Annotated in this window: 10 protein-coding genes and 2 pseudogenes; 6 read left to right on the top strand and 6 right to left on the bottom strand. The window is 71.8% G+C overall.

The genetic code is table 11. The features are described 5' to 3' along the window. Positions 1-39: 39 nt before the first annotated feature. The 3 genes and pseudogenes from AC5WRT_RS02945 to AC5WRT_RS02935 form a co-directional block, all read right to left on the bottom strand. The gene (locus AC5WRT_RS02945; protein WP_496094556.1) at positions 40-594 is read right to left on the bottom strand and encodes a tetratricopeptide repeat protein; all 555 of its coding nucleotides are present in this window, start codon (positions 592-594) and stop codon (positions 40-42) included. 299 nt (positions 595-893) lie between these two features. After that, a pseudogene (locus AC5WRT_RS02940) lies at positions 894-1,241 on the bottom strand (SCO4983 family protein); the annotation flags it as partial. Between the two features lie 32 nt (positions 1,242-1,273). After that, on the bottom strand, positions 1,274-2,485 hold the full coding sequence (locus tag AC5WRT_RS02935) for a pyridoxal phosphate-dependent aminotransferase (protein ID WP_496094555.1): 1,212 nt from the start codon (positions 2,483-2,485) through the stop codon (positions 1,274-1,276). 412 nt (positions 2,486-2,897) lie between these two features. Here AC5WRT_RS02935 and AC5WRT_RS02930 point away from each other — a divergent pair, with 412 nt between their 5' ends. Together AC5WRT_RS02930 and AC5WRT_RS02925 are read left to right on the top strand one after the other, a co-directional pair. Next, entirely contained in the window at positions 2,898-3,482 is a 585-nt protein-coding gene (locus tag AC5WRT_RS02930) for a hypothetical protein (protein WP_496094554.1), read from the top strand. 381 nt (positions 3,483-3,863) lie between these two features. After that, a complete protein-coding gene (locus tag AC5WRT_RS02925; RefSeq protein WP_496094553.1) occupies positions 3,864-4,697 on the top strand; it encodes a S1 family peptidase in 834 nt (277 codons plus the stop codon). Between the two features lie 768 nt (positions 4,698-5,465). On the opposite strand, the gene AC5WRT_RS02920 is transcribed toward AC5WRT_RS02925, so the two are convergent. Beyond that, entirely contained in the window at positions 5,466-7,082 is a 1,617-nt protein-coding gene (locus AC5WRT_RS02920; protein ID WP_496094552.1) for an N-acyl-D-amino-acid deacylase family protein, read from the bottom strand. A 19-nt stretch (positions 7,083-7,101) separates the two neighbouring features. Beyond that, the gene (locus tag AC5WRT_RS02915) at positions 7,102-8,370 is read right to left on the bottom strand and encodes an amino acid deaminase (protein WP_496094551.1); all 1,269 of its coding nucleotides are present in this window, start codon (positions 8,368-8,370) and stop codon (positions 7,102-7,104) included. Between the two features lie 121 nt (positions 8,371-8,491). Here AC5WRT_RS02915 and AC5WRT_RS02910 point away from each other — a divergent pair. From AC5WRT_RS02910 to AC5WRT_RS02895, 4 genes and pseudogenes are all read left to right on the top strand, one after another. Further along, positions 8,492-8,698 (top strand): annotated as a pseudogene (locus AC5WRT_RS02910) (sugar kinase); the annotation flags it as partial. Positions 8,699-8,775: 77 nt separating this feature from the next. Further along, a complete protein-coding gene (locus AC5WRT_RS02905; RefSeq protein ID WP_496094550.1) occupies positions 8,776-9,537 on the top strand; it encodes an IclR family transcriptional regulator in 762 nt (253 codons plus the stop codon). Beyond that, complete coding sequence (locus AC5WRT_RS02900) at positions 9,534-9,944, top strand: RidA family protein (RefSeq protein ID WP_496094549.1); 411 nt, start codon at positions 9,534-9,536, stop codon at positions 9,942-9,944. The genes AC5WRT_RS02905 and AC5WRT_RS02900 overlap by 4 nt, the downstream gene beginning before the upstream one ends. Before the next feature lie 68 nt (positions 9,945-10,012). Continuing rightward, a complete protein-coding gene (locus AC5WRT_RS02895; RefSeq protein WP_496094548.1) occupies positions 10,013-10,570 on the top strand; it encodes a hypothetical protein in 558 nt (185 codons plus the stop codon). 87 nt (positions 10,571-10,657) lie between these two features. Here the strand turns inward: AC5WRT_RS02895 and AC5WRT_RS02890 are convergent, their stop codons facing one another. Beyond that, positions 10,658-11,740: a helix-turn-helix transcriptional regulator gene (locus AC5WRT_RS02890; protein WP_496094547.1), complete on the bottom strand. Its 1,083-nt coding sequence runs from the start codon at positions 11,738-11,740 to the stop codon at positions 10,658-10,660. Positions 11,741-12,371: the final 631 nt, after the last annotated feature.

The raw sequence follows: 12,371 nt of genomic DNA, 5'->3' as shown, positions 1-12,371 counted from the left end.
TTGGCTCGATGTCGGTGAGAGGAAGTGCGGAGCCGGGAATCACCGGAATTCCGCCGGCACTTGGGAACGCAGTGAGGGATCGGCGGCGATCGCACGACGGAACTCGTCCGCGGCTTCCTTGGTGCGTTTCTGGCGCGCCCGGATTCGTCCGAGGTGCAGATGTGCCGGGCCCGCCTTGGGTTTACCGGCAATGACACGTTTCAGGAGTTCGCCGGCCTGGTCGGGATCGCTTGACTCCAGCAGAAGCGCCTCGTTGAAGAGAGCCGACGTGAACACCGGGTCGATCTTCAGGGCCTTGTCGTAGTCCGCACGGGCATCGGCCGTCCTGCCGCCCTCGTGCGCCATGACCCCCAGGTTGTACCAGGCGTACTTGTTCTGCGGGTCCAGCTCCAGGACGCGCCGGTAGGTACGGTCGGCCCCTTCGACGTCGTGATGCTCCTGCTGCGCAATGCCGGCCTGCAACAGGGTGTCGGCATCCTCCAGATTCTGATCCGCTGATGACGGGTCCTTGGAATCCGGGGGCTCTGCCGAGTACGAACGAATGGCCCACGATGTCACTCCGGTGGCAACCGCAGCCACCGTGACAAGCCCCACCAACAATTTCCTACGTTTCACTTTGTCACATCTCGTGGAATAGTGAGGGACGATGGGGTGTCGGAATCCGAACCACCGTCATTTCCACCGACGTTACGAGGCAGTGGGGGTGCGGCCACCGTTTGGCGGCCACTTGGCGTTTGCAGTCCACCCGAATGTACGCGTCGCGCGCGCGAAAAAAGGGCGTCCGGTCCGCGCGTCGCCGCGCGTGCGCGCGGACCGGGTCGCCGTCGCGGATACCGGGGGCGGGGTTCGGCGGGGTGCGCAGAGCTCCTTCGACTCGGCCGGTGCGGCGGTGTGTCCGTGCGGTCGGCGGACGGGTTCGCCACCGCCGTATCGGCGCGGGAGGCTGCGACGGCCGGGGCGCGACCGGCGAAGGGGTGGGCCCGCTCGTGCGGGGCCGCCGACCGGGGCTCGGACGCGGTGCCGGTCGCGCGGGCCCGCGTCCGTCCGCTCCGCAGCCGGGTCACCTGCTCGGCGAGCCGTTCGGCCGCCGCCGGGTCCAGGCCGATGGAGGGCACGAACGCGTACAGTTCGTCCGTGCCGGCGAGCGGGGCCGCGAGGTGTCCGGTGAGCCGGACGTCCAGCTCCTTCGCGCGCGACCAGTGGGGGCTGGTGCGGCGTCGGCCTTCGCGCCTCGTCGAGTGGGGACGGAAAGGGGTCTCCGGGACCCTCTTCGCTACGGCTGGCCGTACCCGTCCAGGAAGTTCCCGATCCGGGTGATCGCGTCCCGGAGGTCGCCGACCGTCGGCAGGGTCACCACCCGGAAGTGATCGGGCTCGGGCCAGTTGAAGCCCGTGCCCTGGACGACCATGATCTTCTCCTGGCGCAGCAGGTCGAGGACCATCTGCCGGTCGTCCTTGATCTTGAAGACCTGGGGGTCCAGCCGCGGGAAGAGGTACAGCGCGCCCTTCGGCCGTACGCAGCTCACGCCCGGGATCTGTGTCAGCAGCTCGTACGCGGTGTCGAGCTGCTCCTTCAGTCGGCCGCCCGGCAGCACCAGATCCTTGATCGACTGGCGTCCGCTGAGTGCGGCGACCACCCCGTGCTGCCCCGGCATGTTGGCGCACAGCCGCATGTTCGCCAGGATCGTCAGGCCCTCGATGTAGGAGTCGGCGTGCGCGCGCGGACCGGAGATCGACATCCAGCCGACCCGGTAACCGGCCACCCGGTACGCCTTCGACATGCCGTTGAAGGTGAGGGTGAGCAGGTCGGGGGCGATCTTCGCGGTCGGGGTGTGGGTGGCGCCGTCGTAGAGGATCTTGTCGTAGATCTCGTCCGAGCAGACGAGCAGGTTGTGTCGGCGGGCGATGTCGGTCAGGCCCTTCAGCATCGCCTCGTCGTACACCGCGCCCGTGGGATTGTTCGGGTTGATGATGACGATGGCCTTGGTGCGGTCGGTGACCTTGCGTTCGATGTCCGCCAGGTCCGGCATCCAGTCCGCCTGCTCGTCGCAGCGGTAGTGCACGGCCGTGCCGCCGGAGAGCGAGACGGCGGCGGTCCACAGCGGGTAGTCCGGGGCCGGTACGAGGACCTCGTCGCCGTCGTCCAGCAGGCCCTGCATCGCCATCACGATCAGCTCGGAGACGCCGTTGCCGACGAAGACGTGCTCGACGTCCGTCTCGATGCCCAGGGTCTGGTTGTGCATGACGACCGCGCGGCGGGCGGCCAGCAGGCCCTTGGCGTCGCCGTAGCCGTGCGCGCTGGAGACGTTGCGGAGGATGTCCTCCAGGATCTCCGGGGGGCACTCGAAGCCGAAGGCGGCCGGGTTGCCGGTGTTGAGCTTGAGGATGCGGTGACCCGCCGCCTCAAGCCGCATGGCCTCTTCGAGAACCGGGCCCCGGATCTCGTAACAGACGTTGGCGAGCTTGGTCGACTGGATCACCTGCATGTCGCGAGCTTACGGCCCGGTAACGCCTCATGGGTCGTGTTTTCCGACACGTGAGACGGAGCGATTTGCCCGGATATCGCCGAAGGCTGTCTCAGGAGCCACTCGCGTCCCTAAAATGCGGTGCCGCTCCGCCGCGCCGGCCCGGGCCGGTACGGCGGGGCCGTCCGGGGGCGGGCCTGGTGGCGGCGTGTGCACAACGAGGCGGAGTGGGGCGGGGATGCGCGCAGAGACGGGGATGGACGGCGGACACGGACCGGGCGAATCGCCCGGCACTGCGCCGAACGGGTACACCGCGGATTCGTCACTGCCGGTTCCGCCGAACGGGCACGTCGCCGAGCCGCCGGTTCCGTTTTCGCCGAGCGGGCACAGCGCCGAGTCGACGCAGGTCCTGCCGGGTGCGGCTGCGCCGAGCGTGTACCTCCCTCAGGCGTCCGCCGCTCCGACATACGACGCGTACACCGACCCCGCCGCCGCCCACGGCTGGACCAGCGCCTACGACGAGACCAGCCGGCTGCCCCGGCTGACCGAGCCGGCCCCGCCGAGTGAGGGGCGGGCCGCGCGTCGGCGTGCCGAGCGGCGTACGGGTGGCCCTCGCCGCTTGGCGGCCGTGGCCGGGGCGCTGGGAGTGGCCGGCGCGGTCGCGGTGATCGCCACCGTGGCGGGCGGCTCGGATTCCCCCGCGCCGGACGGTTCCGGCCCGGCCCGCGGCGCACGCGTGACCGTCGGCGACTCCGCCGGCCCGAGCGGCAGCACGGACGCGGGTTCCCCGGCCGCGGCCGCCTCGACATCGGCCGCCGGTGTCCCCGTGGGCTCCCCGTCCCCGTCGTCCACGGCTCCGTCCGTCCGGGGGGCCCCGTCGCGGACGGCCGGCAGCCCGAGCCTCACGGCCTCCGCCCCGGCCTCCGCCGCGTCCGGCGTGCCCACGCCCACCCCGACGACCTCCTGGACGGCCTTCCCCGGCCGGGGGCACGGCCGGGGCGGGAAGCACCGTCAGTGACGGACGCGCGACGCGTTCGGGCCGGGAACGTGTGAGCAGCCGCACGGCGTCCAGGCGCCGGGCGAACCGCCGTCCCGACGCACGGGGTTGCCGTCCGGCGGGAGCGAAGCGGCCGGGGGTGCGAACGGGCGCGCGCCCTCGTGAGGGTTCCCGGCCCGGTTCGGCGCCGTCGTCAAGAAGCCGGAGCCGCAGGCAGCGACCCAGGCCCTCCGGGACTGTCAAGTCGCCGTTTCTCCATAGGAGTTGCCCGGCGCACAGGGAAACCCCTACGGCCCGGCCCGCCTTCTTGCCCCCACCCCCCTCCGATGCTGACAATGCGCATGACAAGCGACGGCGGCCGGAAGATCTCCGGTCGCGCACGTCGTGAGAGGGGACCCCCACATGAACAAGCCTCTCCTTGCCGCACTCTCCTCGCTGGCCCTGGCCGCGCTGGGCGCCGCCCCCGCGGTCGCCGCACCGCACACGGCCGGGCGCGCCGCGGTGACCGTCTCGTACGCCGGCACCGTCGCGCTGAGCAACTGCTCCGGCTCGGTCATCCGCTTCCCCGGCTCCGCCGACAGCGACCCCGCGCTCGTGCTCACCAACGGCCACTGCCTGGAGACCGGCTTCCCCGACCCCGGCGAGGTCATCACCGGCCAGTCCTCCAGCCGGAGCTTCGGCCTGCTCAACGCCTCCGGCAGCCGGGTCGCGACCCTGCGCGCCAACCAGGTCGTCTACTCGACCATGACGGACACCGACGTCACCATCTACCGGCTGACCACCACCTACGCGCAGATCAAGAGCGCGTACGGGATCAGCCCGCTCACCGTGAACGACACCCACCCCATCGCCGGCACCGCCATCAAGGTCGTCTCCGGCTACTGGAAGCGGACCTACAGCTGCAGCATCGACGGGTTCGTGTACCGGCTGAAGGAGGGCGACTGGACCTGGAAGGACTCCGTCCGCTACACCTCCGCCTGCGACACGATCGGCGGCACCTCGGGCTCCCCGGTCGTCGACACCAGCACCGGCAAGGTCGTAGCCGTCAACAACACCGGCAACGAGGACGGCGAGACCTGCACGGTGGACAACCCCTGCGAGGTCGACGAGAGCGGAAACGTCACCGTCCACCAGGGCATCAACTACGCCGAGGAGACGTATCAGATCCCGGCCTGCTTCGGCACGGGCAACAAGCTGGACCTGAGCGCCGCCGGCTGCACCCTGCCCAAGCCCTAGTGGCCCAACAGGCAACGTTCGCCCCGTCGCGACGCCCGGCACGCTCCCCCACTGCCTGGGGGCGTGGGAGGTGCCACTCGCCGCACCGACCGGAAGCCCACGTACGTCCGGTACGAGGGCTTCCGGCCGGCACGCCGACAGCACGCACCCGAGGCCGCTCCTTGACGGGCAGACGTTGCCTGCCGGGGCGCTGGAGGGCGTGTCCGAGAATTCCCGTCTGCCGCGCGACGCCCGGCACGCTCCCCCACTGCCTGGGGGCGTGGGAGGTGCCACTCGCCGCACCGACCGGAAGCCCACGTACGTCCGGTACGAGGGCTTCTGGCCGGCACGCCGACAGCACGCACCCGAGGCCGCTCCTTGACGGGCAGACGTTGCCTGCCGGGGCGCTGGAGGGCGTGTCCGAGAATTCCCGTCTGCCGCGCGAGGCCCGGCACCTCCCACTGCCCGGGGGCGTGGGAGGTGCCCCCACTCGCCGCACCGGCCCCGGACCCGAGCACGTCCACAGTACGAGGGCCTGGGGCCGGCACGGCAGAGCACGCACCTGACGCCGTGCGGCCGCCCTTCGCGCAACGACGCGAATGGTCGGACAGGCCTAGGGCGTGTTTCGAAAGTCCTGTCTGGTCCGCGACGCCTGGCACGGCACCTCGCCGCGTTGTCGGGATCGGCCCCGTACGCCCGGTACGAGGACGACCCTCCGCCTTGCGATGCACCGCACCAGACGCCGCGGACCCCGCCCTCCGGGCGGACGACGCTACTTTCGAAACACGCCTAGTGTCGGACGCCCGTACGGCGGACGGACCGGCCCGCGAGCACGTCCGTCCGCTTCCCGTCCTCGATGGTGAACCGGCCGTCGACCAGGACGTACGGGATCCCGATGGGCAGCCTGCGCGGCTCGGCGAAGGTCGCGCCGGGCGCCACCGTCTCCGGGTCGAACAGCACGAGGTCGGCCCGGTACCCCTCGCGCACCAGCCCCCGGTCCGGCAGCCGCAGCCGGGCCGCGGGCCGGGAGGCGAGGTGGACGACGCACTCCTCCAGGGACAGGATCCCCAGTTCCCGTACGTAGTGGCCTAGATAGCGCGGGAAGGTGCCGTAGGCGCGCGGGTGCGGCTTGGCGCCCCGGAGGATGCCGTCGGAGCCACCGGTGTGGGTGCGGTGCCGCATGATCGCGCGGACGTTGTCCTCGTGGCCGACGTGCTGAAGCACCGTCGTACCGAGCCGGTCCTCGACCAGCAGTCGGCGGGCCGTCTCCCAGGGCGCCTCGCCGTGCGGCCCGGCCGCCTCCCGGACGGTACGGCCCACCAAATCGCCGAGCGCCGGGTCGGTGACCCCGGAGATCTCGATCGTCCCCCAGTCCACCGGCACGCCGTGGCAGCCGTCCGAGCCGGTGACCTCCAGGTCGTGCCGGATCCGCGCGGCCGTCGCCGGGTCGGTGAGCCGGGTCAGGATCTTCTCCGGGCCGCCCTCGCTCGCCCAACTCGGCAACAGCGCGGCCAGGGTGGTGCAGCCCGGGGTGTAGGGGTATGAGTCGAGGGTGATGTCCGCGCCCGCGTCGAGGGCCTCGTCCAGAAGGGCCAGCAACTCGGGCGCGCGGCCCCGGTTCACACCGAAGTTCAGCGTCGCGTGCGCCAGGTGCAGCGGGCAGCCGGCCGCCCGGGCGAGGGCGATCGTCCTGGCGTACGCCTCGAGGGCGCCGGCGCCGTAGGAGCGGTGGTGCGGGCAGTAGTAGCCGCCGTACGACGCCACCACCCGGCACAGCTCGGTCAGTTCCGCGTCCGGGGCGTACATGCCGGGCGGGTACGTCAGCCCCGAGGACAGCCCGACCGCGCCCTGCTCCATCCCCTCGGCGACCAGCCGCCGCATCCGGTCCAGCTCTCCGGGGGTGGCCGCGCGGTCCTCCCAGCCGACGACTTGCGCGCGGACCGTCCCGTGGGGGACGAGACAGGCGGCGTTCACGGCGATCCCGCGGTCGAGCCGGTCGAGGTACTCGCCCACCGTCCGCCAGTCGACGTCGATGTCGTCGCCGTACCCGTTCCAGCCGGTGATCGCCCGCCGGACCTCGTCCAGCGTGCGGTCGTCCACCGGCGCGTACGACAGCCCGTCCTGGCCGACGACCTCGAGCGTCACGCCCTGCGCGGCCTTCGCGCCGTGATCGGGGTCGCGCAGCAGGGCGAGGTCGGAGTGGGCGTGCATGTCGATGAAGCCGGGGGAGAGGACCAGACCCTCCGCGTCCAGCTCCCGCATGGCGCGCGGACGCTGGCAGCCGGCCGCGGCGGCCTCCTTGACGATCGAGACGATCCGGCCGCCGTCGACCACCACATCGGCCCGGTACGACGGCTCGCCGCTGCCGTCGACGACGTCGGCGTCCCGGATGACGAGTTGCTCCACGGCCGGTACCTCTCTGGCTCTAGAAGAAGGTGCGGATGTAGTCGACGACCGTCCCGTCCGCCTCGGACACCGGGATCAGCTGCCACTTGTCGAACGACGTGCACGGGTGCGAGAGGCCGAGGCCGATCCAGTCACCGACCTCGAGGTCCGCGCCGGGGCCCGTGCGCAGCCAGACGTGCTGGTCGGACAGGCCGGTCACGGTGATGCCGTCCGCCGGGCGTTCCACCCCTCTTCGGCGTACCACCTGGGCGGTGGGCAGGTCCAGGTCGTGGGCCGCGTCGCGCTTGCCCGCGTTGGCGAAGGCCTGTTCGGGGGTGGGACGGGAGACGACCTGCGCCCACAGCCGGAACGCGGGCTCCAGCGCACCCTCCTCGGGGACACGGTTGAACGGCGTGATCCTGCGGTAGTGCCCGTCGTCGTGCGAGACGTACGCCCCCGAGCGCAGCAGCTTCAGCACGGGGCGGGACAGAGCGGGGATCTCCGCGAACACCTCGGCCACCGCGTCGAACCAGGCGCTGCCGCCCGCGCTCACCACGATCTCCTCCGCGTCCTCCAGGTGCCCGGCCTCGTCGAGGGCGACGGCGAGCGCGACCAGCCGCCGCAGATACGACCGCACCCGCTCCGCGTCGGCCCGCGGGACCTCGCCCTCGTACCCCGCGACCCCGACGAGCCGCAGCGTCTGCTTGCCGGCCACCGCGTCGGCGACGGCCAGCGCCTCCGCCTCCGTGCGCACACCGGTCCGCGCGCCCTCGCCGGCACCCAGCTCCACGACGACGTCCACGGGCCGTGCGGTGCCCTCGAGCGCGCGGTCCATCAGCTCGACGCCGTGCACGGAGTCGACGTAGCAGATCAACCGGAAACCGGGATCGTCGGCCAGCTCCCCGGCGATCCAGCGGAGCGCGGCGGCGTCCACGAGTTCGTTGGCGAGGAACACCCGCCGGATGCCGAACGCCCGGGCGACCCGCACCTGGTGGGGCACCGCCAGCGTGATGCCCCAGGCTCCGTGCCCGATCTGGCGGTGGAAGAGCTGCGGGGCCATGGAGGTCTTGCCGTGCGGGGCGAAGGCGAGGCCGTGCCGGGCGATGTACGTCTCCATGAGCGCCAGGTTGTGCTCCAGGCGCTCGGCGGAGAGGACGAGGACGGGGGTCGGGAAGCCGTCCGTGAAGAGGTTGCGACGCTGGGCGGCCAGCTCGCCGACGGTGAGGCCCTCGGCGTCCGGCGGGAGGCCCTTGAAGCGGTGGTCGACGCGTTCCCCGGCCAGCCGGACGAGCGCTTCGCTGCTGCTCATGGAGCCCCTCTCCTGCCGTTGCATCATCTGCAACGGTCATTGCACACAGTGTCATTCGGTGTCTAGCATCTCCCCGACACCGGGTCAACGGACCCGTTGCGGACCTCGGACAGGAGCCATCATCAACGACACTGCTGGCGCCGGGAACGCCACGGTCGGGAACGTCGTGGACGTGGTCGCGCTCGGCGAGTCCATGGTCACCTTCCTGCCCGGCCGGCCGGGCCGCCTCGCCGACGTGCCCTCCTTCGACCGTGCCGTCGGCGGCGCCGAGTCCGACGTGGCCTGTGTGCTGGCCGCCGCCGGGCACACGACGCGCTGCCCGAGCCGGCGACGGTCGTCGTCAAGCAGGGCAAGGGCGGAGCGACCCCCCGGCTGGACGCGGGCCGCACAGGAGGCGAACACCCCATGAGCCAGACCGTCGACCGCGCCCTGAGCATCCTGCCGCTCCTCGCCGAGGGACCGGCCGACCTCGGCCGGGTCGCCGAACGCCTCGGCGTGCACAAGTCCACGGCCCTGCGCCTGCTGCGCACCCTGCACGAACACGGTCTGGTCTACCGCCAGTCCGACCAGCGCTACCGCCTGGGCGCCCGCCTGTTCGCCCTCGCCCAGGAGGCGATGGAGAACCTCGACATCCGCGAGATCGCCCACCCCCACCTCGTACGGCTGGGCGAGGCCTGCGGGCACACCGTGCACCTCGCCGTGTACGAGGAGGGCGAGGTCCTCTACATCGACAAGGTGGACAGCCGCTACCCGGTCCGCATGTACTCGCGGATCGGCAAGCCCGTCGCCATCACGGTCGCCGCCGTCGCCAAAATCCTCCTCGCCGACCTGCCCGAACCCGAGCGCCGCGCCCTCGCGGACAAGCTCGAATACCCCCAGTACACGCCCCGGTCCACTCCCGACGCCGTCGCTTTCGTGCGGGAATTGGAGAAGGTGCGCGAACAGGGCTGGGCCGCCGACCTCGGTGGCCACGAGGAGTCCATCAACTGCGTCGCCGCCCCCGTCCGCGGCGCGGACGGCCGGGTGGTCGCCGCGATGTCGGTGTCCGCGCCGAGCGTGGTCGTCACCGCCGAGGAACTCCTCGCGCTGCTCCCGCAGGTCCGCCGTACCGCGGACGCCATCAGCGGCGAGTACTCCGGAAGAACACCGGTGAAGGACACCGTATGACCGACAAGATCGCGCTCACCCCGAAGACCCGCACCACCCCGCCGGCGAAGTTCTCTCACGGTGTGCGCAAGGGGAACCTGCTCCAGGTCGCCGGCCAGGTCGGCTTCCTGCCCGCGGTCGACGGGCAGCCTCCCACGCCCGCCGGGCCCACCCTGCGCGAACAGACGCTCCAGACCCTCGCCAACGTCAAGGCGATCCTTCAGGAGGGCGGCGCGAGCTGGGACGACGTGATGATGATCCGCGTCCACCTCACCGATGTGGACCACTTCGCCGAGATGAACGAGATCTACGACGCGTACTTCGAGGAGCAGGGCCTCACCCGGCCGCCCGCCGCCCGTACGACGGTGTACGTCGGTCTGCCCAGGGGCCTGCTGATCGAGATCGACGCGCTCGCCGTACTGGGCTGACCCGGTGCACGCGGTGGGACGGGCGGGGTGACTGGTTCCGGCACAGGGAAGTCGTCCATACTGCCGCCGTGGAGCAGCGCACAGGAGCGAGCAGCAAGCCGTCCGAAGCACAGCCGTTGAAGGCCGAGCCCGTGACGGGCGCCGGTTTCGACCCGGCGTTCATCCCCGGAATCACGGTTCCGGCACAGGCCGGGCCGGACGAACCGGCGGACGCCGTGCCGGACCGGGACGAGCCGTCGGACCGGCCGAGGGACGCGGCGGCGCCCGAGAAGCCCGCGGGGACCGCGGAGGTCGCGCAGGCCGCGGATGCCGACGAGCCCACGGACGACCACGGCCCGGACGACGGCCCGGTCTTCGAGGCCTCCGATCGCCGCGCGAGGATCGTGGCCGACCGCAGGGGCGTACGCCTGCGCCTGGACGAGGAGGGGTGCGACTTCCGCTGGGACGAGATCGCCGCGGTCGAGACCGAGTCCCCCCGCTTCGGCAAGCGCTTCACGATCACCGTCCACACCCCGGACCGCCGCTGGTACCCGATCGAGATCGAGGCGGCGTCGAGGTCCCGCTTCAAGGAGTGGGACGAGCAGCTGGACGCGGTGCTGGACGCGTATTTCGAGGACGCCGGCTGAGACCTCGTCGTCCCGCCGGCCGTCCGCTCGTTCTCCTCGCCCACGCGCCCGCGTCGTCGGGGGCCCACGGACCCGTGCCGTCGGGGTCTACTCGCCCGTGTCGTCGAACCAGCCCCGTCGCTGGGCCTCGACGCCCGCGGCGAAGCGGGTCTCGGCGGAGAGTTCCTCCATCAGCTCGCTGATGCGTCGGCGTACGGTGCGCGGGGTCAGACCGAGGCGCCGGGCGATGGCCTCGTCCTTCAGGCCCTGCCGCATCAGCGCCGCGATTCCCAGACGCTGGCGTTCCCGCTCGCCGAGAGCGCCCGAGGAGGACGGCGGGGCCGTCAGCGGCCGGGCTTCCTGCCACAGCAGCTCGAAGTAGTGGCGCAGGGCGTCCACGGCGACCGGTGAGGTCAGGTGGAGGGCCACGCTGGAGCCGGTCGGGGTGAGCGCCAGCAGGGCCTGCGAGCCGTCCGTGATCTTCATCTTCATGGTCAGGCGGGGCAGCAGGCGTATCTCCTCGCCGGCCGCCGCGCAGCGCTCGACGATCGCCGAGCCCACGGGGTCGCTCAAGAACCCGGTCTCGTAGATGCTCCGGTGCCGCACCCCGCGGGCGACCGAGGCGGCCGTAGGGGGCTGGGCGGAACTCTCCGTCAGCGGAAGGTCGTAACGGAAGGTCTCCAGCGTCAGGTGCTCCTCCGTGGCCGCCGTGCCGATGGTGTTGGACAGCGCGGCGATGTCGTCGGAGTCGGTGAGCACGCGCGCCAGCCGGTGCGAGGAGCCCTCCTGCGCCTGCCGGTCGGTGAGTTGGCGGATCTGCGCGGCCTCCCGTTGCGCGCGGGCCACGATGTCGTACTGCGCGTGGAGATCGTGCTGCTTCTGGGCCAGCGCCGCCTCCAGCGCCGGGACGGGCGCCGCGGCCGCCAGGACCGGCGGGTCGTACGGGAGTACGTGGGCCAGACCCATGGCGAGCAGACGCGCGCTGCGCCCCTCGCCGCCCAGCCGTGCATCCGCCCCCTCCAACGGAATCGGCCCGTCCGCCTCCGCTAGAATGCGGTAGCCCTCGGCCAGTTCGGTGGTCGTCAGAGCGGTCAGCGTGCCGACCGTCCGGGCCAGTAAGTCGGAGGCCCTGGCGGTGAGGGCGACGGGTCTGTCAATGAGCTGGGCGTCTCCCGGTGGCCTGCTGTCCACAATCTTCCTCCCCGTTTCGGTGTGCCCATCGTGCAGTCTCGCAACGGATCGTGACAGTCGTTTTGCGAACGGCTTGAAACCTTCGTCACGGGCCCGACACCCTCAAGTCACCGCAGGTCACAGGGTTTCTGTAGGGAGGGCGTCGCGGGCCGGCGCGTCCGGGTGGCCGAACGGCGGCCCGATGGCGGCAGCGGTGCCGGACGGACGCCGCAGGGCGGTGCGGTGGCCACTTGCGTCCAATCGGCCACAAGTCCGCCTGGCCATCGACGTGCCCACCCTGTGAACTCGCCAGTGCACAGCGGCACGTGTGATTGCACGGCGGGGGAAGTCTGAGCATGTACATCAGCATGACCATGGTGGACGGCGGGCCGGGGACGACGACGTACCGGGCAGCCGACTCTGTCGCCCGGTGGCCCCGGTACGGCGCGAGCCCGACCTGCTCGTCCACGCCAGGGCCCTTCTTCGCACAGCGGTGAGCCGCGGGCCGGCCCGGCCCGTACGGCAGCCGATCGCTGCCGTCGTCCTCTTCTTCCGCCGTTGACCAGCGGCTGCCCGCAGCCGACCGTCACCCGGGCCCGGAACAGTCCAGTCGCGGATCAGTGACGCTCCCGGCAGTTCCGTACCGCTCGAC

The sequence above is a fragment of the Streptomyces sp. NTD91 genome (assembly GCF_059510455.1).
Note: the sequence above shows the minus strand (reverse complement) of the source record. Positions and strands in the feature narration are given on the sequence as shown.